Raw genomic sequence first — 22,496 nt, 5'->3', positions numbered from 1 at the left:
TCAATCGCTGCGCAGTCTGACCCGCCGGCGGTCCGCCTCGGAACGCGGTGCAGGCGCCGGTTTGCGCACGGCCGCCGCGACCGCGCCGATCAGGGCGATCAGGGCGTTCAACCCCGCCGCCGCGACCGCCGCCAGCACGTCGCCATAGCTGCCGGCGACGCTGGGCTCGGCATCGAGGCTGGCCCACTGCCAGACGCCCACGCCGATCAAGGGCGAACCGGCCAGCAGGTTGAGCGCGAACAAGGCCGGGCCGGCGATGCGGTCGAAGCGATAGGACAGCCGCCACAGCACGAGGTTGAGGCCGACGATCAGCGCAGGTGCGGCCAGTAACAGCAGATCGTCCATGCACGGCGGCCGGGTTGCGCGAGTGCGGACACCATAGCACCGCGTCCGGGCGCCGGCAGCCGCCGGCGGCTAGCCCGTCGCTGCAGGCGGCGTAGCCGGGCTCGGCGGCGATCTCATCGGGAATCGCGATCTCCGGCGCACCCACCGCCTCCTGCGGCGGTGCGAACGCATCGAGAAATCCGCCATGGTGCGGCGGCGAATCGAGTATCCGGGCATCCAGCAGGGCCGAACCACTCCGGCGCCCGCTGGCGCAGCGTCGTCAGACTGTGCGCCAGCGCGGCGAATACCGCTCCGGCGCAAAGCTCTCGACGGCGTGGCCCACGCCGAAGATCGCCTCATGGAGCTGGCTATCGTCGTCCAGCAGGCCTAGCACGAGCGGGATCGAGGCCTCGTCCTCGGCGCGAAAAGCCTCGGCGATCAAGCCGCCGACTCGTGGCGGGTGCCTCGCGCCCAGGCCGACCCGGCGCGGCTGGCAGCGCACCGCCTCGGCCGCCAACGAAAAGCCCCGCTTTCGCGGGGCTTTGATCAGGCCGGGCCGGAGCGACGGTTCAGTCGCCCATCTGCTTCTGCAGATGCTCCCAGCGCTCCTGGGCGTCGATGGTGCGCTCGGCGGTCAGGCGCGCCTCCAGGCGCTCCAGGCCGATTTCTTCGCCGGTATCGACGCAGAAGCCGTAGTCGCCGGAATCGACCCGCTTGAGGGTGCTGTCGATCTTGCTGATCAGCTTGCGATAGCGGTCGCGGGTACGCAGTTCGAGCGAGTTCTCGGTCTCGCGGGTGGCGCGTTCGGCTTCGTCGCCGACGTCGCGCACTTCGTCCTTGAGGTTCTCGATGGTCTGCTTGGACTCCTCGACCAGGTCGGTACGCCACTGCAGCAGGCGCTGGCGGAAGTACTCCAGCTGCAGCGGGCTCATGTACTCCTCGTCGGAGCCCGGCTTGTAGCCGTTCGGCACGATCGGCCGGCCGGTGGCCGGGTCGTTCTGGTAAGCCACGACCTTGACCTTGGTCTTCGGAGCCGGCGCCGCCTGCTTGGCGGTCACGGCGACGGCGACCTTGCCGGCCGGACGCGGCGCCGGAGCGGCCGGAGTCGCGGGCTTGCCCGCGGATGGTTTGCTGGATGCTGTCTGGGTCACTGTGTTCTTGATTCGGTCGGAGGTGCTGTCGACCTGCGCTGCAGGAGGGGCCTTGCGGGCGGCCTGCGGCGCGGGCGGTGGGGCAGCCGGCTTGACTGCGGGCTTCACAGCTTCGGGCTTTTTCACTTCAACTTTTTTAAGCTCGGGCTTCTTCGCTGCGCTGTCCTTGCCGGGTGCGGGTTTTTTCGCCGCCGCGGGAGGCGCCTTCTTCGCCGCGGGCGCCGGCTTGGCGGCCGGCTTCTTCGCTGCGGGCGCCTTGGCGGGCGCCGCCTTCTTTACGACTGCGGCCTTCTTGGCCGCCGGCTTGCTCGCTGCGGGTTTCTGCGCTGCGGCCTTCTTGACCGCCGCCTTCTTCGCCGCCGGTTTGGCCGCCTTGGTCACCGCTTTGGCCGCCGGCTTGGCCGGCGGCTTGGCCGGCGTTTTTTGCGGCGCCGGTTTGGACGCAGGCTTGGCCGCCTTCTTCGCAGCCGGCTTGACGGTCTTCTTGGCGGCCTGGGCGGCCTTCTTCGCAGGTTTTTTCACTGCCACGAGCGGCTTGTCCTTCTATTCCCTGAGGGCGCCCCCGGACGCGCCGTCCGAAAGGGCTTCGCGGGCCAAGCATGACCCACCCGGTCATCAAATGCACATGCGTTCGCTGACCGCAAGTGAAATCCGGCGTACGGCCGGTTTTCGCCCGGCCCGGGCAGACACGGTAGCATCGCTTCCGCGCCGCGGCGGACCTTCGTCTCGCACTTGCCTTGTTTGGGGAAAGCGCGCTGTTATACCCTGCTGCGGCACCTGCGGCAACCGCGCCAAATCACCGGCCAGACGCAGCACCCGAGGGCTTTCGCGACGCGCGTTTCCTGCGCCAGTCCCTACCGTTGCCGGCATTAAGAAAACGTGATCGACCGTCTCCTCATCGCCCTGCTTCGTGGCTATAAGCGTTGGATCAGCCCGATGCTGGGCCAGCGTTGCCGTTTCTACCCCAGTTGCTCGGCCTACTCGATGGAGGCGATCGACCGCTTCGGCGCGTTCAGGGGCAGCTGGCTGACACTGCGACGCCTGGCACGCTGCCACCCCCTGCACCCCGGCGGCCACGACCCCGTACCGCCCCTGGACTCCGGAAAACACACATGTCATCGACACTGATCGTCAACGCCCGGCTGGTCAACGAAGGCCGCGAGTACGACGGCGACCTGCGCATCGAGAACGGCCGCATCGCCCAGATCGGCAGCGGCCTGGACGCGCGCGGCAACGAAACCGTGGTCGACGCGGCCGGCCGCCGGCTGCTGCCGGGGATGATCGACGACCAGGTGCATTTCCGCGAACCCGGTCTGGAATACAAGGCCGACATGGCCACCGAATCGGCGGCCGCGGTCGCCGGCGGGCTGACCACGTTCATGGACATGCCCAACACCAACCCGCCGACCCTGGATTCGGCCGCGCTGGAGGACAAGTACCGCCGCGCCGCCGGCCGCGCCTGGGGCAACTACGGCTTCTACCTCGGCGCCAGCAACGACAACCTGGCCGCGATCCAGTCGCTGGACCCGCGCACCGCGCCGGGGGTGAAGGTGTTCATGGGCGCCTCGACCGGCAACATGCTGGTCGACGATCCGGTCACCCTCGACGCGATCTTCCGCGACGTGCCGACGCCGATCATCACCCACTGCGAAGACACGCCGATGATCGACGCCGAGCTGGCGCGCTACAAGGCGCAGTACGGCGACGACATCCCGGCCCGGTTCCATCCCGACATCCGCTCGCGCGAAGCCTGCAAGAAGTCGACCGAGCTGGCGATCTCGCTGGCGCGCAAGCACGGCACCCGCCTGCACGTGCTGCACATCAGCACCGCCGACGAGCTGGCTCTGTTCCAGGCCGGCCCGATCGAAGGCAAGCGCATCACCGCCGAGACCTGCATCCACTTCCTGCGCTTCGACCGCGACGACTACGAAAAGCTCGGCCACCTGATCAAGTGCAACCCGGCGATCAAGGACCCGGCCGACCGCGAAGCGCTGATCCGCGCCGTCGCCGAGGACGTGATCGACGTGCTCGCCACCGACCACGCCCCGCATACGCTGGAAGAAAAGGCGCGCCCCTACACCGGCGCGCCGAGCGGCCTGCCGCTGGTCCAGTTCGCCCTCAACGCGGCGCTGGAACTGGTCCACGAAGGCCGCCTGAGCACCGCCCAGGTGGTCGACAAATTCGCCCACGCCCCGGCCAAGCTGTTCGACGTCGAGCATCGCGGCTTCCTGCGCGAAGGCTATTTCGCCGACCTGGTGCTGATCGACGACGCGCCGTACACGGTGCGGCGCGAGGACGTGCTGTCCAAGTGCGGCTGGTCGCCGTTCGAAGGCCGCACCTTCCATAGCTCGATCGCCTCGACCTGGGTCAACGGCGTGCTGGCCTGGGACGGCACGGCGCTGGTCGGCGCTCCGAACGGGCAGCGCCTGGCCTTCGCCCGATGAACCGCGGCCTCGCCGCCGCGCTGGCGGCGTGCCTGGCGACGGCAGGCCTGAGCGCCGCCCCGGCATCGGCCCAGGCGCCGGCCGCGGCCGGCGCGCCGGCGCGCGCCGATGCGCGCATCGTCTTCCCCGAAACGGTGCAGCAGGGCGCGATGGTGATCGGCCGGGTGCCGCCCGGCAGCACCGTGCGCTATGCCGGCCGCAGCCTGCGCAGCACCGGCTACGGCTCGGTGGTGTTCGGGGTCGGCCGCGATGCGGCCGGCCCGCTCGAGGTCGAGGTCGAAACCGCGCCGGGCCGGGTCGAGCGCGCGCGCATCGCGGTGACTGCGCGCGACTTCCCCACCGAATACATCCAGGGCGTGCCGCCGAAGACGGTCAACCCGCCACCGGAAATCGCCGCGCGGATCGAACGCGAGCAGGCCGAGGTGGTGGCCGCGCGGCTGCGCGACGACGACCGCGCCGACTTCGCCCAGGCCTTCGTTTGGCCGGTGCGCGGGCGGATCAGCGGCCGCTTCGGCAACCAGCGGGTCTACAACGGCCAGAAAGGCTCGGGCCATTCCGGCATGGACATCGCCGCGCCTACGGGCACGCCGATCCTGGCCCCGGCCGCGGGCGTGGTCAGCTTCGCCAAGCCCGGCCTGTACCTGACCGGCGGCACCGTGGTGCTCGACCATGGCCACGGCATCAGTTCGAACTTCCTCCACCTCTCGCGCATCGACGTCCAGGTCGGCGACCGCATCGCCCAGGGCCAGACCGTCGGCGCGGTCGGCGCGACCGGACGCGCGACCGGGCCGCACCTGCACTGGGGCATGAACTGGTTCGACGTGCGCATCGATCCCTTGCTGGTGCTGGAACGCGGCGATGCGGTGCGCGCCAGCAAGGCGCCGGCCGCGCCCTGAGGCGCAGCTCAGGAGGCGCAGCTCAGTTCGCCAGCAGCGCGCCCAGCGCCGGCAGCGAGGGCGACAGCTCCAGCTCGCGCAACCGCAGCCATTTCGGATTGGCGACCCGCGGCCCGGCCGCGAGCAGGCCGGCGCCGGTCGCGATCAGGCCCAGCCGCGCGCGGGCCTGGGCCAGCGCCACCGCGAACCCGGCCTCGCCGATCGGCGCCTCGGCGCTCGCCGTCGCCCAGTCGCAGCGCCGCGACGCCGGCAACCAGGGCTCGACCCGGGCCCACAGCGCCGCTTCGTCCAACTCCGGGCACGGCAGGCTCCGCGCCGGCACCGGCGGCAGGCGCCATCCCGGCCCGCCGCGCCCGTGGACCGGATTCTCGGCCAGGCAGCGGTAGACGAATTCGCTCGCGGTCATCGCCTGCGCGTCGGCCTCGGCGACGCGGCGCAAGGCCTCGTGCAAGACCCGGCGCAGGCTGGGCCGGGCCGGCCAGTCGCGCTCGCGCAGCGCGGCCAGCACGCCGAGCGCGCGCAGGGGGTCGCCGGCATGGACCGGCTTGCGCAGCGACAGCGCATGGGCGAGCACGGCGATGCGGTCGGTGTCCTGCGCCGCCTCGCCGCCGGCCTGCGGCCGGCGCACTTCGGCGGCGCTCAGGTCGGGATCGGCCAGGCGCTCGGCCAGCGCCGGTTCGCTCACCCCGTCCGCGCCCAGCTCGATCAGGCAGCCGGCGCGGCCGACCAGGGTGATGTGGTCGTAGTCGCTGTCGCCGAGCCAGGCGTACAGCCGCGCCAGCTCGTTGCGATGGCGCAGCAGCAGCACGTCGCCGGTGCGCAGTTGCGCCGGCGCGCACAAAGCCGGCCGGCTGCGCTCGAAGTTCACGACACCGCCTCGGTTTCGGCCGGCTCGTTGGTGTGTCCGGTGACCCGGTCGCGGCCGGCCGACTTGCTCGCGTACAGCGCGGCGTCGGCGCGCTCGAGCAATTGCTCCGGGGTCTCGCCCGGCAGCAGTTCGGCCACGCCCAGGCTCAGGCTGACCGGCAACAATCGGCCGTCGATCGACAGCGGGCTGCCGCTGACCGATTCGCGCAAGTGCTCGGCCACCCGCACCGCGTCGCGCAACTGGGTGTCGGCCAGCACCACCAGCACTTCGTCGCCGCCGTAACGGCCGAACAGGTCGTAGGCGCGCAGGCGGTTGCGGGTGCGCAGCGAGACGATGCGCAGGGTTTCGTCGCCGACCCGGTGGCCGTGCTCGTCGTTGATGCGCTTGAAGTGATCGATATCGAAGAACACCACCGACATCGGCCGGTGCGAACGGTGCGCGCTTTCGACCGCGCCGCGCAGGCTCTGCGAGATCGCCGCGCGGGTCATCGCCCCGGTCAGGCTGTCGTAGGTGGCGAGCCGGTTGGCGGTGTCGCGGTCGCGGCGCAGCTGTTGCAGCTTCGAGGTCAGGCCGAGCAGCAGGCCGAGCCCGCCGAACGCCAGGCCGACCGGGAAGGCGTATTCGAGCCAGGCGTATTCCGGCCACCATTGGTGGATAGCGCCGACCCGCACCACCAGCACCGCCATCAGCGGGGTCCAGACCAGCAGCAGGAAGTAGGCCTCGCGCTGGCGGCGGCGGGTGGCCACCGCGGTGCAGTACAGCACCAGCGCGATCACCAGCAGCAGGTTGAGGTTGCCGTACAGCGCGCTGTGCTTCCAGGTCCGGAACACCGACACCACCAGCAGCGCGCCGAGCGAAATGCTGCAGTAATCCAGGATCCGCGCGATCCGCGGCTGACTGGTGCGCAGGCCGAGGAAGAAGATCAGAAAGCGGATGCTGGCCAGCACCGCGGCGGTGTTGAGCACGACGTTGGTGCGTCCGTCCGGGGCGATCTGGCTCAGCCACGGCACCGCGCGCATCTCGCCGCCGTCGGCGGTCAGGGTCAGGATCTGCAGCACCAGGGTCAGGCCCAGGTAGGCGTACCCGCGCTCGCGCAATCCGGCCCAGAAGCCGAACGCCAGCACCGCTGCCACCCCCAGCGCGGTCAGCACCACGCTGCGCAGGCCGACGTGCAGCATGTCCTGGCGATGCACCTGGGCCAGCGGCGCGAACGCCAGCTTGGACTTGGTCGAATCGACGGTCTGCAGGCGCAGGTACAAGACCTCGCCCCGGCGCATTTCGTGCAAGGGAAACACCACGAACCGGGTCGAATGGTCGAAGTCGGTGTCGGGGCCGTAGATCGAACGGCGCAGCGGCACCGCGTCGCCGGGGCGCCATAGCTCGATCACGCGCCGGTTCGGCTGGCCGACCACCAGTTGCGGCGCGGCCGCGGCGCTGAGCTCGCCGAGCAGGCTGAGCCGCCACCAGGTCGGCTGCCGCGGCGGCGCGGCGATCTCGTTGCCGGACACGGCTTCGAAGGCATGGTCGAATTCGCCGGCGAGCACGCGCGCCGGCACCGGGTCCTGGCCGAGCCGGGCCAGGCCGAAAGCGGGCGCGCGAAAGGCCGGAGGGTCGGACGAGGACAGCCCCGGGGATTGCGCCGACGCGATCGCCGCCACCCACATGGCCAGCAGAGCCAACAGGGTCTGCCAGCTCCGACGCCAGGGTTTCCCCATGCCCCATCCGGTCACTGATCCAATGATCCGAGCATAGCCGATGCGGTGCGCCGGCCGGGGGTGGGTAGCGTCACGATTTGGCGCACCAATCTGTGCGCTGGCACACGCCTCGACACATTGCCGAGCGAGGAAGCGCGGCGCCCGCCGCAATTATGCAGATCGTTACCGGCGACGCGCGCCGGCGGCGACGCGCGGGTTCAGTCGCGCGCGCCCTGCCCGGTCACCCGCGCCACCGCATCGTGCGCGTGCAGGCTTTCGAAATGCGCGACCTCGGCGTCGAAGCGCTCGATCCGCGCGTCGCGCGACAGCGCCGCGGCGACCCGGCGCGCGGCGTCTTCGCAGAACATCAGGTTCTCGGCGTTGAGCTTGGCGAAAGCCTGCTCGTCTTCGCGCTTGACCGCGGTCTGCACCGGCGTGCCCAGCGCCTGCTCGATCGCGTCGATCAACGCCACCAGCGGCAGTTCGTCGAACGCCGGACGCAGTTCGACCCGCACGTCGGCGCGGCTGCGCTGCGCGTGCGGCGTCGCCGCCAGGCCGCGCTCGGAGGCCAGCCAGTCGCCGACCACCGCGGTCGACAGCGGATGCGCGGCGGCGAAATCGGCGGCGAAACGCGCCGCGTTGAGCTGGCGCGACAGCGCCGCCGACGCCGGACAGGTGCTGGAGTACTCGACCGCGAAGCGCAGGCCCAGGTGCAGGTGACCGTCGATCAGGCGCGCATCGATCTCGACCGGATAGCGCTTCCAGCCGGCGTTGTGGCTGGCCAGCGCCGGACGCAGCAGCAGTTGTTCGTAGCGCAGGCTCAGGCGCGCGGCGCCGGACAGGCCGCCCTGGCCGTCGATCAGGCTCTGCAGGGCGCGGCGCAGGCCGGCCGGGGTCACCGTCTCACTGGCGAACGCGTGCTGCAGGTGCAGGTACATGCGCGACATGTGGATGCCGCGCGCGTCGGCATTGCGCAGGTCGACCGCGACGTCGACCGAGGCCGGCACCTGGATGACGCTGCCGTCGCCGGCGGCGACGCGCAGCGGCAGGGCGATGTTGGACATGCCCACCCAGTCGAGCGGCCGCGCCGCGGCGGCGGCATCGAAGGCGACATCGGGCAGGACGGGCTTGAGCGCAGGAGCGTTGGGAGGATTCACGACGGCTGAGATGGGGGCGCGTGGGGGGAACGCAACGCCGCCATTCTAGCGGCTGGGGGGCCGCCGGCCCGGCCCCGGCCCTGCAACGCTCAGTTGCGGGCCCCGCGCCAGGCCGCCAGCAAGGCCGCCCACGGCGACAACGGCCGGGCCGCATCGCCGCGCTGCAGGCGGGTCCGGGCCAGGGCCGTCCACAGCCGCCGCGGCACGGTCGCGCCGCCGCCGTGCGGCCATTGGGCCAGCAGTTCCCGGCCCCATTCGGCCGCCGCGCCCTCGCCCGGGCGGGCCAGGGTCCGTGCGACCAGGCTCAACGGCACGGCCGCGTCGCCCTGCAGCAGCAGCCGCGCTTCCAGCAGCGCGGCCTGGATCGCCGGCACCGCAGCGACCGGCAACTGACCGGGCACCAGTTCGAACAGGGCCGCATCGACCGCGGCGACCGCCTCGGCCAGCGGGCGCAGGCCGTCGTAGGCCTCGTTGCGGTCGCCGGGGCGCTCGCGGCTGTCGCGCAGCCCCGGCAGGGCCGCCGCCAGCGCCGCCCAGGGCGCCGGCCGGCGTTGCAGGGCCAGGCCGAGCGGGTGGCGGCGCCGCCCCTGGGTCCAACCCTGCAGCTCCTCCATCCACCAGCCGAGCTTGGCCTCGCCCGGCGCGGCGTCGCTGCCGCCCCAGGCGGCGTCGGTCAATTCCTGCTGCAGCGCCGCCCAGGCCAGCGCGGTGGCGCGCTCGGCGCGCGGCACGAACACTTCGGCCACCGCCCACTCCGGCCAGCGCGCGCGCCACTTGCCGGCGAATTCGTGCAGCGCCTGCTCGTCGGCCTCGCCGGCGGCGAGGTTCATCGCGTCGCCGGCCATGCGCCAGGCTCGAGCAATTGCGTCGGCGTCTCGAGCATGACGTCGGCCCGCCAGGACAGCGGATCGTCGTGGTCGAGGCGGTAGCCCCACAGCGCGGCCACCGAGGCCATGCCGGCGGCGCGCGCGGCGAGGATGTCGCGCTCGTCGTCGCCGACGTAGACGCAGTCCGCCGCGGCCAGGCCGATGCGCTCGGCCGCCACGGTCAACGGCAGCGGATCGGGCTTGCGCGCGGCCAGGGTGTCGCCGCCGATCAGCACCGCGCAACGGGTTTCCCAGCCCAGCAGCGGCATCAGCTTGCGCGCCAGGTATTCGGGCTTGTTGGTGACGATGCCCCAGGCGCAGCCGGCGGCCTCGAGCTTGGCCAGCATCGCCTCGACTCCGGCGAACGGCGCGCCGTGCAGGCCGAGTTCGGCCTCGTACAGATCCAGGAATTCGCCCACCAGGCCGTCGCGCCCTGCGGCGTCCAGCTCCGGGAACGCCGCGCCGAGCATCGCCCGCGCGCCCTTGGACACGTGCGGGCGCAGCGCGTCGAGCGGCATCGGGCCGACCCCGCGCGCCGCGCGCATGCGGTTGGCGACCGCAAGCATGTCCGGCGCGCTGTCGAGCAGGGTGCCGTCGAGATCGAACAGCGCCGCCTTCGGGAAGGCGGTCGCGGCGGACTGCGCGGCCGCGCTCATGCCGCGTCCCCGGGCTTGCGCGCGCAGGCCAGGTAGTTGATGTCGGTGCGCGAGATCACCCGCGCCGCGTTGCGCCAGGGCTCGTACATCAGGCCGCTGACGTCTTCCAGCTGCAGTTCGGCTTCGCGCAGCCACGCCGCCAGTTCGGACGGCTTGATGAAATCGCGGTACTGGTGGGTGCCCTTGGGCAGCACGCGGGCGACGTATTCGGCGCCGACGATGGCCAGCGCGAACGCCGCCGGGGTGCGGTTGAGGGTGGACAGGAACAGCCGCCCGCCGGGCTTGAGCAGCCTGGCGCAGGCGCGCACGATCGCCGCCGGGTCGGGCACGTGCTCGAGCATTTCCATGCAGGTGACCGCATCGAAGCGGCCCGGCATTTCCTCGGCCAGGGTTTCCACCGACTGCAGCCGGTAATCGACCGCGACCCCGGTTTCCAGCCGGTGCAGCTTGGCGACCTTGATCAGTTCCGGCGCCAGGTCGATCGCGATCACCTGCGCGCCGGAGGCGGCCAGCGCCTCGCTGAGCAGGCCGCCGCCGCAGCCGACGTCGAGCACCTGCGCCTCGCGCAATGGCACGCGCTGGGCGACATAGCCCAACCGCGCCGGGTTCATCGCATGCAACGGCTTCTGCGGGCCTTGCGGGTCCCACCAGCGATTGGCGAGGGCGCCGAATTTGTCCAGTTCGGCCTGGCTGAAATTGTCGCGGCCGCTCGCGGACCCGGTGTCACCGGTGTCGTGCGTGTCGCCGGAATGGGGGGAGGTGCTGTGAGCGCTCATGTTCGTTACCGTTCGGACCGTTGCCGGTCGGTGGCGGCGCGGGCGCGCGATCGGCCCCTCGCCTGTCGGGCGCCGGACCGGGTCCGCCGCCGCCTTAGTGTGGCCAAGCGCCCGGGCCGCGGTGTTAACGCCGCGCGAGCGCCCGTCCGCTCAAATCGCGGCGATGCGCTCGCGCCACTGGCGCGCGTTGGCGAGCAGGCCGGCGACGTCGATGTCGACCAGCACGCGCTCGCGCAGCTTGGCGCGGCCGGCGATCCAGACGTCGCTGACCTGGTGCCGGCCGGTGGCGTAGATCAGCTGCGAAACCACGTGGTGCAGCGGCTGGGTCTCCAACTGCGACAGATCGACGCAGACCAGGTCGGCCTGCTTGCCGGCCTCGATCGAACCGATCCGGGTTTCGTAGCCGAGCGCGCGCGCGCCGCCGAGGGTCGCCGCGCGCAGCGCGCGGAACGCATCCAGCGCCTTGGCGTCGTCGGCCACGGCCTTGGCCAGCAGCGCCGCGGTGCGGGTCTCGCCGAACATGTCCAGGTCGTTGTTGCTGGCGCAGCCGTCGGTGCCGATCGCCAGGTTGACCCCGGCGCGCTCAAGCTTGCAGGCCGGGCAGAAGCCCGAGGCCAGCTTGAGGTTGGATTCCGGGCAGTGCACCACGCTGACTCCGCGCTGCGCGCACAGCTCGATCTCGGCGTCGGTGAGCTGGGTCATGTGCACCGCGATCAGGCGGTCGCTGACCAGGCCGAGCCGGTCCAGCCGCGCCAGCGGACGCTGGCCGTGCAGCTTGATCGAGTCGGCGACTTCCTGCGCGGTCTCGTGGGTGTGCAGGTGGACCGGCAGGTCGAGCTGGTCGGCGAGCATGCGGATGCGCTCGAAGTTCGCATCGCTGACCGTGTACGGCGCATGCGGCGCGAACGCGGTCGCGACCAGCGGATCGTCGCGCCACAGGTCGTGCACTTCGCCGGCGCGATCGAAATACTCGTCCGAGCTCTTGGCCCAGGCGGTCGGGAAATCGATCACCGGCAGGCCGACCCGGGCGCGGAAGCCGTGGCGCTTGTACACCGCGGCCTGCACGTCGGGGAAGAAATAGTTCTCGTTGGCGCAGGTGGTGCCGCCGCGCAGCATCTCGGCGATCGCCAGGGCGATGCCGTCCTCGACGAACTGCGGCCCGATCACCGCCGCCTCGACCGGCCAGATATGGCCTTGCAGCCATTCCATCAGCGGCAGGTCGTCGGCGATGCCGCGCAGCAGGGTCATCGGGTTGTGGGTGTGGGCGTTGACCAGGCCCGGGATCAGCGCCGCGTCCGGGCGCGAGACCGTCTCGGCCGGCGCGTAGCGCGCCCGCGCCTGGGCGATCGGCAGCACGTCGAGGATCTGGCTGCCGCGCACCGCGACGGCGTGGGCTTCCAGCACCACCGCATGCGGCTCGACCGGCACCACCCAGCCCGCTTCGATCAACAGGTCGCAGGCAATGGCTTGGGGTTCGCTGGTCATCTGCGCTCGCTCGGATGGCCGGACCGCCCGAGGCCGGGTCGGCCGGGTGTTGCGAAAACGCGGCCGGGGTCGCCGTCCGCGTACGGGTCGTGCTGACTGCTGCGCGGCGCCCGCGAGCGCCGCAAAACGGCGACCGGCGCCGCAACGCATTGTGCGCCGCCCTCGCCCGCGCCGCGCGGGCGGCGGCGAAAGCGGCAATGCCGGCAAACCGCGCCGCGAGCGTACGCCGCGGCGCGATCGCGGCCGCCCGCGACCGCCGGCGGCGGTCGCGGACCGGACCGTATCACTTCACTCGATCACTTCACTCGGCTGACGTACTCGCCCGAGCGGGTGTCGACCTTGATCATTTCTTCCTGGCCGACGAACAGCGGCACGCGCACCACCGCGCCGGTTTCCAGGGTCGCCGGCTTGCCGCCGCCGCCCGAGGTGTCGCCGCGCACGCCCGGATCGGTTTCGGTGATCTTCAGCTCGACGAAGTTCGGCGGCTGGACCGCGATCGGCACGCCGTTCCACAGCGTCACCACGCACTCTTCCTCGCCCTTGAGCCACTTCTCGGCGCCGCCCATGCCGGCCTTGTCGGCCTGGACCTGCTCGAAGGACTCCTGGTTCATGAAGTGCCAGTACTCGCCGTCCGAGTACAGGTACTGCATGTCGGTATCGACCACGTCCGCCTGCTCGACGTTGTCGGTGGCCTTCATGGTCATTTCGACCACCCGGCCCGACTTGATGCTGCGGTACTTGACGCGGGTGAAGGCCTGGCCCTTGCCCGGCTTGACGTACTCGGTCTCGGTGATGATGCACGGGTCGTTGTTGACCAGGATCTTCTGTCCGGTCTTGACGTCGTTCATGCCTAAGCTGGCCATGCTTGAAGCTCCTGCGAATTTGGAAAGTAATGAGGCGGCGCCCCGCGCCCGCGGCCGGCGCCCGGGCGCATCGCCCGGGTCCGCCGCTGGGCCCGCTGCCGCTTGGATCCGCCGCTGGGATCCGTCGCTAGAAACCGCGATCGGACGGGTAAGGCTAGAATGTCGGGCTGCGCGCCGCCCCGGCCTACGGCCCGGGCCGGCGCCGGCAGATCCGGCCACCCTAATCAGCCCGACATGATAACCGCAGCCCCGGCCCCGATGCAGCCGCCCGCCCCCGACCGCCCCGGCGCACGCTGGCAGGCGGCCTGGCGCGAGGCCCTGCGCGACCCGCGCGAGCTGCTGTCCCTGCTCGGCCTGGAGCAGGCCGCGCTGGGACTATCCGACCAGGCCGCGGCCCAGTTCCCGCTGCGGGTGCCGCGCGGCTTCGTCGCCCGCATGCGCCACGGCGATCCGGCCGACCCGCTGCTGCGCCAGGTCCTGCCGCTGGACGAGGAACTGCGGCCGATGCCCGGTTTCAGCCTGGACGCGGTCGGCGACGGCGCGGCCAAGGCCGGCCACGGGGTGATCCGCAAATACCGCGGCCGCGCCCTGCTGATCGCCACCGGCAGTTGCGCGATCCACTGCCGCTACTGCTTCCGCCGCCATTTCCCCTATGCCGAGGAAACCGCGGCCGCGGCCGGCTGGCGCGAGGCGGTCGCGGCGATCGCCGCCGACCCCGGCATCGACGAAGTGATCCTGTCCGGCGGCGACCCCTGGTCGCTGGCCACGCCCAAGCTGGCCGAGCTGACCCAGGCCCTGGCCGCGGTGCCGCACATCCGCCGCCTGCGCGTGCACACCCGCCTGCCGGTGGTCCTGCCCGAGCGCGTCGACGCCGAGCTGAGCGCCTGGCTGCGCGGCCTGCCCTGGCCGGTCGCGGTGGTCCTGCACGCCAACCACGCCGCCGAATTCGACGCCTCGGTCGACGCGGCGATGGCCCGCTTGCGCGCCGCCGGCGCCACTTTGCTCAATCAGGCGGTCCTGCTGCGCGGGGTCAACGACGACGTCGACGCCCTGGCCGCGCTGAGCGAGCGCAGCTACGCCGCCGGCGTGCTGCCCTACTACCTGCACCAGCTCGACCGGGTCCAGGGATCGGCCCATTTCGAGGTCTCCGACGAGCGCGCCCTGGCCCTGCACCGCGCCCTGGCGGCGCGCATTTCCGGCTACCTGGTGCCCAAGCTGGTGCGAGAAGTGGCAGGCGATCCCGGCAAGCGACCGTTGTAAGCTTGTAATCTGATCGGGGTTTGATCGGGGAACGACGCGAAACCGCCGACCGGCGCCGCCATGCGCCGGCCGCGCGAGGCTGCGGCGGATCGAACCCAACAACGGGTCACAGATTTTCGACCTTGCATGGACGAGGCCGGCCCTTCATGTCATAAACCCGGCCCACGGAGGTGGTCAATGCAATTCGGCAAAGACATGGTATTGCGCCTGTTGATCGTCGACGACAGCGTCGAGGCGGCCGAGGCCATCGTCAGCGGCCTGCGCAACAGCGGCATCGCGGTGCGGCCGACCCGGCCGGAAAACGAGCAGGAAGTAGCCGCGCTGATCCTGCAGCACCCGCCGGACCTGGTCCTGGCGGCGCGCGACTCGCGCAACGTCGCCCTGTCCAAGCTGATGCAGAGCGTCGACGCCAGCGGCAAGGACCTGCCGGTGCTGGTGCTGACCGAGACCGTCGACGATTCGATCCTGATCGGCGCGCTGGAGATCGGCGCGCGCGGCGTGGTGCTGCGCTCCAACCTGGCCCACCTGCAGAACGCGGTGCGCGCCGAATGGGCCGACCTGGAAGCGCGCCGTTCGCTGCGCCGGCTCGAGGCCCAGGTGCGCGAGACCGAACGCCGCTGCGACGCGCTGATCGACTCCTCGCGCGATCCGATCGCCTACATCCACGAAGGCATGCATATCCGCGCCAATGCGGCGTATCTGGACATGTTCGGCTTCGAGTCCTTCGAGGAAATCGAAGGCATGTCGCTGCTGGACATGGTCGCGCCCGGCCAGGTCGACGGCTTCAAGCAATTGCTCAAGCAGCTCAGCAAGGGCGAACCGCCGCCGCCGAGCTACGAGACCCAGGCCCGCACCCTGGACGGCAACGCCTTCCCGGCGGTGATGGAATTCACCCCGGCCACCTACGAAGGCGAGCACTGCCTGCAGGTGGTGCTGCGCCGGCAGGAAGTCGACCCGGAACTGGCGCGCGAAGTCGAAGCGCTGCGCCAGCGCGACCAGGTCACCGGCCTGTTCAACCGCGCCACCTTCCTGCGCGCGCTGGAAGACGCGGTCTCGGACGCGGCGCAGAACTCGGCCCACCACGGCCTGCTGCTGGTCGAGCCCGACCATTACAACCAGTTGCTGCAGGAAATCGGCCTGGACCAGGCCGACCAGCTGATCGCCGCCTGCGGCGAGCGCCTGCGTGCCGCGGTCGGCCCCGACGACGTGGTCGCGCGCTTCGCCGAGCACCAGTTCGCGGTGCTGACCCGGCACAGCGACCACAGCCATACCGCGGAGCTGGCCGAACGCATCCGCGCCACCTTCGCCGACCAGGTGCTCGAGGCCGGTCCGCTGGCGCTGAGCGCCACCGCCAGCCTCGGCGGCGTGCAGATCGGCGAGAAGATCGCCAGCATCACTGCCGTGCTCGGCAAGGCCAGCCAGTGCCTGCAGTCGGCCAGCGACGTCGGCGGCAACCGCAGCGAGCTGTTCGATCCGGGTGCGGTCGACCGCGCCGAGGAAGAACGCATCGCCGCCTGGGTCGCGCGCATCCGCGACGCGCTCGACGCCGATCGCTTCGTGATGAACTACCAGCCGCTGATCAACCTGCACGGCGAGCCGATCGAGATGTACGAGGCCTACCTGCGCATGCAGAGCGCGGCCCCGGGCGAGGTCGGCGGCGAACTGGTGCAGCCGCTGTCGTTCCTGCAGATCGCCGAGGAACACGGCCTGCTGTGGGAGATCGACCGCTGGGTGGTCGGCAAGGCGATCCAGATCATCGGCGAGCGCATGCGCCAGGGCCGCCGCACCACCTTGCTGGTCAAGATCACCCAGGCCTCGCTGCAGGACGAAAGCCTGCAGCAGCACATCGTCGAACAACTGGCCAAGTACGGCGCCGACGGCAAGCTGCTGGTGCTGCAGCTGCCCGAGTCCAAGGTCTTCACCAACCTGCGCGCGGCGCAGGAGCTGCAGGCGCGCATCGCCCCCTACGGCGTGCGCATCGGCCTGGAGCAGTTCGGCGCCGGCCTCAACTCGTTCCAGTTGCTCAACCACTTCGACGCCGCGTTCCTCAAGATCGACCGCGGCTACATCGAGGACCTGACCGGCAACCCCGACCACCAGTTGCGCGTGCGCGAGATCGCCGACAAGGCGCGCGAGCTGGGCAAGCAGACCATCGCCGAGTTCGTCCAGGACGCCTCCAGCATGAGCCTGCTGTTCGGCGCCGGCATCGACTACGCCCAGGGCCACTTCCTGGCCGCGGCCGGCCCGGAGATGGATTACGACTTCCAGTAAGGCCGGGAATCGGGACTCGGGACTCGGGACTCGGGACTCGGGACTCGGGAAAAGGCTAAGACCGGGGTTCCTCCCGTCAACAAAAAACCCGCCATCCGGCGGGTTTTTTGTTGCCTCATCGCTGGCGAACCGCCCTTGCCGTTCCCCCCTTTGAAAAAGGGGGGCCAGGGGGGATTTGCTGTTGCTGTTGCTGTTGCTGTTGCTGTCGCTTACCGCACCACCGCACGCCCGCTGGAGCGCTCCTGCGGCGCGTCGATCAGCGCCTGGATGCGCTCCTCCAGCGGCGGATGGCTGCGCAGCAGCTTGGACAGGCCGTGGCCGACCGCGCCGCTGATGCCGAAGGCCTGGACCTGGTTCGGCAGCGTGCTCTCGCCGTAGGTCAGCGACAGCCGCTTGAGCGCGGCGATCATCTTCTCGCGCCCGGCCAGGCGGGCGCCGCCGGCGTCGGCGCGGAACTCGCGGTAACGCGAGAACGCCATCGCGATCATGCTGGCCAGGATGCCGAACACCACGTCCAGCACCATCACCACGACGAAATAGAACACGCCCGGGCCGCGCGACTCGCGCTCGCCGTTGAGCATCGCGTCGATCCAGCCGCCGACGATGCGCGCGGCGAACAGCACGAAGGTGTTGAGCACGCCCTGGACCAGGGCCATCGTCACCATGTCGCCATTGGCGACGTGGCTGACCTCGTGCGCGAGCACCGCCTCGGCCTCGTCCGGGGTCATCGCCCGCAGCAAGCCGGTGGAGACCGCGACCAAGGCGTCGTTGCGGTTGGCGCCGGTGGCGAAGGCGTTGATTTCCGGCGCCTCGTAGATGGCGACCTCGGGCATGCCGATGCCGGCCGCCTCGGCCTGGCGGCGCACGGTCTCGACCAGCCAGCGCTCGTCGGCGTTGCGCGGCTGCTCGATCACGTAGGCGCCGGTGGTCCGCTTGGCGATCCACTTCGACATCAGCAGCGAGATCAGCGAACCGCCGAAACCGAACACCGCGGCCATCACCAGGATCGCGCCCTGATTGCCCAGGCGGATGCCGAATACGTTCTGCAACACCGACATGACGATGCCGAGCAGGACCAGCACGGCCAGGTTGGTGGCGAGGAACAGCGCTATGCGTTTGAACATGGTCGTAACTTGCTTGGGTTGCCGCGCACCATGCGCGGCTTCGTGCGACCTCCCTGTCGATGCGGCGACGTCGCCGCTCGTCCTCAAATGTGGCGAAACCGCCGTTAATTCAACGAGAATCCGTCTGCCACCCGTCGTCGCCAAGGGCCTCGTTCATTGTCCGGACATCCTTCGTCCCCGCCCGAACACCCCGGCGTCCCGGCTGCGGCCGCGCCCGAACCGGGCCGGCCGGCGCCGTACCGCGGGCGCTTCGCGCCCTCGCCCACCGGCGAGCTGCATCCGGGCTCGCTGCTGGCGGCGTTCGGCAGCTGGCTGCTGGCGCGCCACCGCCGCGGCGCCTGGCTGGTGCGTATCGAAGACCTCGATCCGCCGCGCGAAGTTCCCGGCGCCGCCGACCGCCAGTTGCGCACCCTGGCCGCGTTCGGCCTGGAAAGCGACGAGCCGGTGCGGCGCCAGAGCGAGCGCGGCGCGCTCTACCGCGCCGCCCTGGCCGAGCTGCTCGAGCGCGGCCTGGCCTTCGAATGCCGCTGCAGCCGCAGCGAGCTGGCCGCCGCCGGCGGCATCCACCGCCGCTGCGTCGGCGCCGCGCGCGCCGCCGAGCAGGCCGCGCCGCAGCCGGCGGTGCGCCTGCGCGTGGCCGACGACGCGACGGTCGAGTTCGACGATGCCGTGCTCGGCCCGCAACGCCAGGACGTGGCCGCCGAGGTCGGCGACTTCGTCCTGCGCCGCGCCGACGGCTACTGGGCCTACCAACTGGCGGTGGTGGTCGACGACGCCGAACAGGGCATCACCGACGTGGTCCGCGGCGCCGACCTGCTCGACTCGACCGCGCGCCAGATCCTGCTGCAACGCGCGCTGCGCCTGCCGACCCCGGCTTACGCGCACCTGCCGCTGCTGCTCGACGCGCAGGGGCGCAAGCTGTCCAAGTCCGACGCCGCGCGCCCGCTCGACCCGGCCGACCCGCTGCCGGCGCTGCGTGCCGCCTGGCACACGCTCGGCCAGGATCCCGCGCCGCTGGCCGAGGTAGCGACTGTCACCGAATTGCTCGACCAGGCCCGGGTTTCGTTCAGTCCGGCACAGATTCCAAAATGTGCTAAGACCCTCGCTGCTGTGCACAACACGCCGGCCCCGAATGCTGTCTAGAATCGGGCCGATACCGCGCTGCGCGGTCATGGAGAGCACAGCATGCAGTCACGCGTTGCACTGGTCACCGGCGGCACCGGTGGCATCGGCACCTCGATCGTCCAACGCCTCGCCAAACTGGGGCACAAGGTCGCGACCAACTATCGAGACGAAGCCAAGGGCCGCGCCTGGCAGGCGCAGCTGAAGGAACAGGGTTTCGACGTGGCCATCGCCCAGGGCGACGTGTCCTCGCCCGAGCAGGCCGAGGCGCTGGTGCGCGAGGTCGAGCGCCAGCTCGGCCCGGTCGACATCCTGGTCAACAACGCCGGCATCACCCGCGACGCCACCTTCCACCGCATGACTGCGCAGCAGTGGACCGACGTGATCGGCACCAACCTCAATTCCTGCTTCAACGTCACCCGCCCGGTGATCGAGGGCATGCGCGAACGCAAGTGGGGCCGGATCGTCCAGATCAGCTCGATCAACGGCCAGAAGGGCCAGTACGGCCAGGCCAACTACGCCGCGGCCAAGGCCGGCATGCACGGCTTCACCATCTCGCTGGCGCAGGAAAACGCCAAGTTCGGGATCACCGTCAACACCGTCTCGCCCGGCTATATCGGCACCGACATGGTGATGGCCGTACCCGAGGACGTGCGCAACAAGATCATCGCCCAGATCCCGACCGGGCGCCTGGGCACGCCGGAGGAGATCGCCTACGCGGTCGGTTTCTTCATCCCCGACGAAGCCGGCTGGATCACCGGCGCCAACCTGTCCGCCAACGGCGGCCAGTACATGGGCTGGTGAACCGGTCCGACGCCGGAGACCTGTTCAGGGTCTCCGGCGCGCAGCCGGACGGCGCCGCGACCGGCGGCCGCGGCGACCGCCCGTCGCGGCCATTGTGCCGACCCTGTTGCAAGCCCTCGCGGCCTGCGCCATGCTGCAAGGCACCACGTTTTAGAGCCAAAGCTCCATGGCCTCGACCCGCGTCATCAAGAAGTACCCCAACCGTCGTCTCTACGACACCGAGATCTCCAGCTACATCACCATCGAGGACGTGCGCCAGCTCATCGTCGACGGCGAGGAGTTCGAGGTGCGCGATGCGCGCTCTGGCGAGGACCTGACCCGCCAGGTGCTGCTGCAGATCATCGCCGAGCACGAGCAGGACGGCGAACCGGTGTTGTCGACCCAGTTGCTCAGCCAGATCATCCGTTTCTACGGCGACTCGCTGCAGGGCTTCATGGGCAGCTACCTGGAACGCTCGATGCAGCTGTTCCTGGACCAGCAGCAGCAGTTCCGCAACCAGATGGGCGGCATGCTCGGCCAGACCCCCTGGGCGATGATGAACCAGCTCACCGAGCGCAACCTCACCATGTGGAAAGAGTTCCAGCAGAACCTTTCCGGCAGCGTAGGCCAACCGACCACGCCGCGGAACAAGACCGACAAGCGCGAGCGTTGAGCCGCGCTTTTTTCTTGCGCGCCGCCGGCGCGCCCCGTCGTTGACCGAAGCCGTCCGCGGACGGCTGCCGAGCGCGTGTCGCCGCCGCGTCCGGCTTTCCAGTTGGGGTAATCCATGCACAAGCGCATCGCCGTCGTCAGCGGCGGCATCGGCGGTCTCGGCAGCGAGATCTGCAAGTCCCTGGCCCGCGCCGGCCGGCGCGTGATCGCGCTCGACCTGGGCACGCGCGCAGAGCGCATCGCCGAGTTCGGACGCCTGACCGAGGGCCTGGACGTGCGCTTCGAGGCCGCCAACGTCGCCGACTACGACGACTGCGGCGCGGCGATCGGCCGCATTCTCGAACGCGAAGGCACGGTCGACATCCTGGTCAACGCCGCCGGCATCACCCGCGACGGCAGCCTGCGCAAGATGGACAAGCGCGCCTGGGACGAGGTCATGGACGTCAACCTCGACGGCGTGTTCAACCTGTGCCGGCACGCGGTCGACGGCATGGCCGAGCGCGGCTTCGGCCGCGTCGTCAACATCAGCTCGGTCAACGGCCAGACCGGCCAGTTCGGCCAGACCAACTACTCCGCGGCCAAGGCCGGCATGCACGGCTTCACCATGGCCCTGGCGCGCGAGGTCGCGCGCAAGGGCGTCACCGTCAACTCGGTCTCGCCGGGCTACTGCGAAACCGCGATGGTGATGGCGGTGCCCGAGGACATCCGCAGCCGGATCCTCGACAGCGTCCCGGTCGGCCGCCTCGGCCAGCCCAGCGAGATCGCCCGCACCGTCGAGTTCCTAACCGCCGACGACGCAGGCTTCATCACCGGCGCCAATATTCCGGTCAATGGCGGGTTGTTTATGAGTTTCTGAGGGGCCGGGGGTCGGGAATCGGGAATCGGGAATGGGGAATCGTAAAAGCCGGGGCCAGGACCCCCATCTATTGCGATGTCGTCTCGACTCCAAGGACGCCGGCACCGATCCTCAATGAAAAAAGCCCGCCAACCGGCGGGCTTTTTCGTTCCAGCAACGGCCCTTGCTGTTCCCCCCTTTGAAAAAAGGGGGCCAGGGGGGATTTGCTGTTGCTGTTGCTGTTGCTGTTGCTGTTGCTGTTGCCCTAGCCCCGCCTCACCGCAACGGCCGGCTGGCGCAGTTGGCCTGATAGAACTGCAGCGCACGCGGCATCAGCGACTGCAGGGTCTGGATCCGGTTGGCCGGGTCCGGGTGGGTCGAGGCGAACTCCGGTGGGCGCTGGCCGCCGCCGAGCTGGGACATGCGCTCCCACAACGGCACCGCCTGGCGCGGGTCGTAGCAGGCCGCCGCGGCCAGCATCAGCCCGACCTGGTCGGCCTGGGTCTCGTGGTTGCGCCCGTACGGCAGGATCAGCCCGTACTGCGCGCCGGCGCCGAGCGCGGCCATCACCATCTGCTGCTGTTGCGGGTCCATCCCGCCCACCGCCATGCCCGCGGCGACCTGGCCCATCTGCACCAGCTTCTGCTGGGCCATGCGCTGCGAACCGTGGCGCAGCAGGGCGTGGGCGATCTCGTGACCCATCACCACCGCCAAGGCGTCGGTGTTCTGGGTGACCGGAAACAGCCCGGTGTAGACCGCCATCTTGCCGCCGGGCAGGCAGAAGGCGTTGGCCTCCTGCGAATCGATCACCGCCACGTCCCACTGGAAGCTGCGGTAATCGGTCGGCGCCTGCTGCTGGTTCGCCTTCGCCAGCGATTCGGCGACCTGCGGCACCTTGCCGATCAGGCGCTGGGCGATCTCGCGCACCGCCTGGCTCTGCTGCGCGTTGGCCGGCAGCAGCGCGCGCTGCGCGTTGGCGTCGCCGAGCACCTGCTGGAACGCCTGCGCGCCGAGCTGGACCTCCTCGTCGGCGGTGGTGCCGTAATGCGCGGTCTCGCCGGTATAGGGGTCGGTCTTGGCGCTGCCGAACCACTGCCAGGCCGCGTAGATCGCGAACAGGACCAGGATCCACCAGCGGAACCCGCCGAAACCGCGCCGCTGCCCGCGGCTCGCGCCGCCCATAGGATCGATCCGCATCTGCCTACTCCCGAAACTGCGCGCGGGCCCTCGCCCGCTTCGTTGCTGACCG

The 22,496-nt window shown here is 70.6% G+C and carries 22 protein-coding genes; 9 read left to right on the top strand and 13 right to left on the bottom strand.

Going from position 1 to position 22,496, the window contains the following annotated elements; genetic code table 11:
* The 3 genes from K4L06_RS14780 to dksA all read right to left on the bottom strand — a co-directional run bounded on the left by K4L06_RS14780 (window position 1) and on the right by dksA (window position 2,003).
* Window positions 1–345 (bottom strand): hypothetical protein, encoded by a 345-nt coding sequence (locus K4L06_RS14780; protein ID WP_221672114.1) that lies wholly within the window; start codon window positions 343–345, stop codon window positions 1–3.
* Window positions 346–604: 259 nt separating this feature from the next.
* Entirely contained in the window at window positions 605–766 is a 162-nt protein-coding gene (locus K4L06_RS14775; RefSeq protein ID WP_221672113.1) for a hypothetical protein, read from the bottom strand.
* Window positions 767–893: 127 nt separating this feature from the next.
* The gene (dksA, locus tag K4L06_RS14770; protein ID WP_221672112.1) at window positions 894–2,003 is read right to left on the bottom strand and encodes an RNA polymerase-binding protein DksA; all 1,110 of its coding nucleotides are present in this window, start codon (window positions 2,001–2,003) and stop codon (window positions 894–896) included.
* A 408-nt stretch (window positions 2,004–2,411) separates the two neighbouring features.
* Here dksA and yidD point away from each other — a divergent pair, with 408 nt between their 5' ends.
* The 3 genes from yidD to K4L06_RS14755 are packed head-to-tail and all read left to right on the top strand — an operon-like array spanning window position 2,412 to window position 4,815.
* Window positions 2,412–2,603, top strand: coding sequence for a membrane protein insertion efficiency factor YidD (gene yidD, locus K4L06_RS14765; RefSeq protein WP_255595651.1), 192 nt, complete (start codon window positions 2,412–2,414; stop codon window positions 2,601–2,603).
* Window positions 2,588–3,919 (top strand): dihydroorotase, encoded by a 1,332-nt coding sequence (locus K4L06_RS14760; RefSeq protein WP_221672110.1) that lies wholly within the window; start codon window positions 2,588–2,590, stop codon window positions 3,917–3,919. Before yidD ends, K4L06_RS14760 begins: the two co-directional genes overlap by 16 nt.
* On the top strand, window positions 3,916–4,815 hold the full coding sequence (locus K4L06_RS14755; RefSeq protein ID WP_221672109.1) for a M23 family metallopeptidase: 900 nt from the start codon (window positions 3,916–3,918) through the stop codon (window positions 4,813–4,815). The genes K4L06_RS14760 and K4L06_RS14755 overlap by 4 nt, the downstream gene beginning before the upstream one ends.
* A 22-nt stretch (window positions 4,816–4,837) precedes the next feature.
* Here the strand turns inward: K4L06_RS14755 and K4L06_RS14750 are convergent, their stop codons facing one another.
* The 8 genes from K4L06_RS14750 to efp form a co-directional block, all read right to left on the bottom strand.
* Window positions 4,838–5,683 (bottom strand): hypothetical protein, encoded by an 846-nt coding sequence (locus K4L06_RS14750; protein ID WP_221672108.1) that lies wholly within the window; start codon window positions 5,681–5,683, stop codon window positions 4,838–4,840.
* Entirely contained in the window at window positions 5,680–7,398 is a 1,719-nt protein-coding gene (locus K4L06_RS14745; RefSeq protein ID WP_221672107.1) for a diguanylate cyclase, read from the bottom strand. The genes K4L06_RS14750 and K4L06_RS14745 overlap by 4 nt, the downstream gene beginning before the upstream one ends.
* 197 nt (window positions 7,399–7,595) lie before the next feature.
* The gene (gene folE2, locus K4L06_RS14740) at window positions 7,596–8,534 is read right to left on the bottom strand and encodes a GTP cyclohydrolase FolE2 (protein ID WP_221672106.1); all 939 of its coding nucleotides are present in this window, start codon (window positions 8,532–8,534) and stop codon (window positions 7,596–7,598) included.
* Window positions 8,535–8,623: 89 nt separating this feature from the next.
* Entirely contained in the window at window positions 8,624–9,379 is a 756-nt protein-coding gene (locus K4L06_RS14735; protein ID WP_221672105.1) for a phytoene/squalene synthase family protein, read from the bottom strand.
* Window positions 9,361–10,056: a phosphoglycolate phosphatase gene (locus tag K4L06_RS14730; RefSeq protein ID WP_221672103.1), complete on the bottom strand. Its 696-nt coding sequence runs from the start codon at window positions 10,054–10,056 to the stop codon at window positions 9,361–9,363. The genes K4L06_RS14735 and K4L06_RS14730 overlap by 19 nt, the downstream gene beginning before the upstream one ends.
* Window positions 10,053–10,832, bottom strand: a complete 780-nt coding sequence (gene ubiG, locus K4L06_RS14725) for a bifunctional 2-polyprenyl-6-hydroxyphenol methylase/3-demethylubiquinol 3-O-methyltransferase UbiG (RefSeq protein WP_221672101.1) — start codon at window positions 10,830–10,832, stop codon at window positions 10,053–10,055. The genes K4L06_RS14730 and ubiG overlap by 4 nt, the downstream gene beginning before the upstream one ends.
* 150 nt (window positions 10,833–10,982) lie before the next feature.
* Window positions 10,983–12,317 carry a TRZ/ATZ family hydrolase gene (locus K4L06_RS14720; RefSeq protein ID WP_221672099.1) on the bottom strand — a complete coding sequence of 445 codons (1,335 nt, stop codon included), beginning with the start codon at window positions 12,315–12,317 and terminating at the stop codon, window positions 10,983–10,985.
* Between the two features lie 296 nt (window positions 12,318–12,613).
* Window positions 12,614–13,180, bottom strand: coding sequence for an elongation factor P (gene efp / locus K4L06_RS14715; protein WP_221672097.1), 567 nt, complete (start codon window positions 13,178–13,180; stop codon window positions 12,614–12,616).
* Between the two features lie 234 nt (window positions 13,181–13,414).
* On the opposite strand from efp, the gene epmB reads away from it, so the two are divergent.
* Together epmB and K4L06_RS14705 are read left to right on the top strand one after the other, a co-directional pair.
* The gene (gene epmB / locus K4L06_RS14710) at window positions 13,415–14,440 is read left to right on the top strand and encodes an EF-P beta-lysylation protein EpmB (protein WP_221672095.1); all 1,026 of its coding nucleotides are present in this window, start codon (window positions 13,415–13,417) and stop codon (window positions 14,438–14,440) included.
* Window positions 14,441–14,617: 177 nt separating this feature from the next.
* Complete coding sequence (locus K4L06_RS14705; RefSeq protein ID WP_221672094.1) at window positions 14,618–16,711, top strand: EAL domain-containing protein; 2,094 nt, start codon at window positions 14,618–14,620, stop codon at window positions 16,709–16,711.
* Window positions 16,712–16,920: 209 nt separating this feature from the next.
* Here K4L06_RS14705 and htpX read toward each other — a convergent pair whose 3' ends face one another.
* A complete protein-coding gene (gene htpX / locus K4L06_RS14700) occupies window positions 16,921–17,835 on the bottom strand; it encodes a protease HtpX (RefSeq protein WP_221672092.1) in 915 nt (304 codons plus the stop codon).
* Window positions 17,836–17,991: 156 nt separating this feature from the next.
* On the opposite strand from htpX, the gene gluQRS reads away from it, so the two are divergent.
* The 4 genes from gluQRS (at window position 17,992) to phbB (K4L06_RS14680) (ending at window position 21,268) form a co-directional block, all read left to right on the top strand.
* Window positions 17,992–18,978, top strand: a complete 987-nt coding sequence (gene gluQRS / locus K4L06_RS14695; protein WP_221672091.1) for a tRNA glutamyl-Q(34) synthetase GluQRS — start codon at window positions 17,992–17,994, stop codon at window positions 18,976–18,978.
* Window positions 18,979–19,020: 42 nt separating this feature from the next.
* Window positions 19,021–19,761 (top strand): acetoacetyl-CoA reductase, encoded by a 741-nt coding sequence (phbB, locus tag K4L06_RS14690; RefSeq protein ID WP_221672089.1) that lies wholly within the window; start codon window positions 19,021–19,023, stop codon window positions 19,759–19,761.
* Window positions 19,762–19,927: 166 nt separating this feature from the next.
* Complete coding sequence (phaR, locus tag K4L06_RS14685; protein ID WP_221672088.1) at window positions 19,928–20,413, top strand: polyhydroxyalkanoate synthesis repressor PhaR; 486 nt, start codon at window positions 19,928–19,930, stop codon at window positions 20,411–20,413.
* 114 nt (window positions 20,414–20,527) lie between these two features.
* Window positions 20,528–21,268: an acetoacetyl-CoA reductase gene (phbB, locus tag K4L06_RS14680; RefSeq protein ID WP_221672086.1), complete on the top strand. Its 741-nt coding sequence runs from the start codon at window positions 20,528–20,530 to the stop codon at window positions 21,266–21,268.
* Window positions 21,269–21,523: 255 nt separating this feature from the next.
* Here the strand turns inward: phbB (K4L06_RS14680) and K4L06_RS14675 are convergent, their stop codons facing one another.
* Window positions 21,524–22,444: a M48 family metallopeptidase gene (locus K4L06_RS14675; RefSeq protein WP_221672085.1), complete on the bottom strand. Its 921-nt coding sequence runs from the start codon at window positions 22,442–22,444 to the stop codon at window positions 21,524–21,526.
* Between the last annotated feature and the right edge of the window lie 52 nt (window positions 22,445–22,496).

The organism is Lysobacter sp. BMK333-48F3, assembly GCF_019733395.1.
Taxonomy (GTDB): Bacteria; Pseudomonadota; Gammaproteobacteria; order Xanthomonadales; family Xanthomonadaceae; genus Lysobacter.
The sequence above is the reverse complement of the archived record's forward strand: the minus strand, read 5'-3'. Positions and strand labels throughout refer to the sequence as shown.

Bases quoted from the DNA above. Each gene is read 5' to 3' on its own strand.
- K4L06_RS14735 (WP_221672105.1), bottom strand. From the start codon at position 9,379: ATGGCCGGCGACGCGATGAACCTCGCCGCCGGCGAGGCCGACGAGCAG.
- efp (WP_221672097.1), bottom strand. From the start codon at position 13,180: ATGGCCAGCTTAGGCATGAACGACGTCAAGACCGGACAGAAGATCCTG.
- epmB (WP_221672095.1), top strand. From the start codon at position 13,415: ATGATAACCGCAGCCCCGGCCCCGATGCAGCCGCCCGCCCCCGACCGC.
- htpX (WP_221672092.1), bottom strand. From the start codon at position 17,835: ATGTTCAAACGCATAGCGCTGTTCCTCGCCACCAACCTGGCCGTGCTG.
- K4L06_RS14705 (WP_221672094.1), top strand. From the start codon at position 14,618: ATGCAATTCGGCAAAGACATGGTATTGCGCCTGTTGATCGTCGACGAC.
- phbB (WP_221672086.1), top strand. From the start codon at position 20,528: ATGCACAAGCGCATCGCCGTCGTCAGCGGCGGCATCGGCGGTCTCGGC.
- phaR (WP_221672088.1), top strand. From the start codon at position 19,928: ATGGCCTCGACCCGCGTCATCAAGAAGTACCCCAACCGTCGTCTCTAC.
- phbB (WP_221672089.1), top strand. From the start codon at position 19,021: ATGCAGTCACGCGTTGCACTGGTCACCGGCGGCACCGGTGGCATCGGC.
- K4L06_RS14755 (WP_221672109.1), top strand. From the start codon at position 3,916: ATGAACCGCGGCCTCGCCGCCGCGCTGGCGGCGTGCCTGGCGACGGCA.
- ubiG (WP_221672101.1), bottom strand. From the start codon at position 10,832: ATGAGCGCTCACAGCACCTCCCCCCATTCCGGCGACACGCACGACACC.
- yidD (WP_255595651.1), top strand. From the start codon at position 2,412: ATGCTGGGCCAGCGTTGCCGTTTCTACCCCAGTTGCTCGGCCTACTCG.
- K4L06_RS14730 (WP_221672103.1), bottom strand. From the start codon at position 10,056: ATGAGCGCGGCCGCGCAGTCCGCCGCGACCGCCTTCCCGAAGGCGGCG.
- K4L06_RS14745 (WP_221672107.1), bottom strand. From the start codon at position 7,398: ATGGGGAAACCCTGGCGTCGGAGCTGGCAGACCCTGTTGGCTCTGCTG.
- K4L06_RS14760 (WP_221672110.1), top strand. From the start codon at position 2,588: ATGTCATCGACACTGATCGTCAACGCCCGGCTGGTCAACGAAGGCCGC.
- K4L06_RS14720 (WP_221672099.1), bottom strand. From the start codon at position 12,317: ATGACCAGCGAACCCCAAGCCATTGCCTGCGACCTGTTGATCGAAGCG.
- K4L06_RS14675 (WP_221672085.1), bottom strand. From the start codon at position 22,444: ATGCGGATCGATCCTATGGGCGGCGCGAGCCGCGGGCAGCGGCGCGGT.
- K4L06_RS14780 (WP_221672114.1), bottom strand. From the start codon at position 345: ATGGACGATCTGCTGTTACTGGCCGCACCTGCGCTGATCGTCGGCCTC.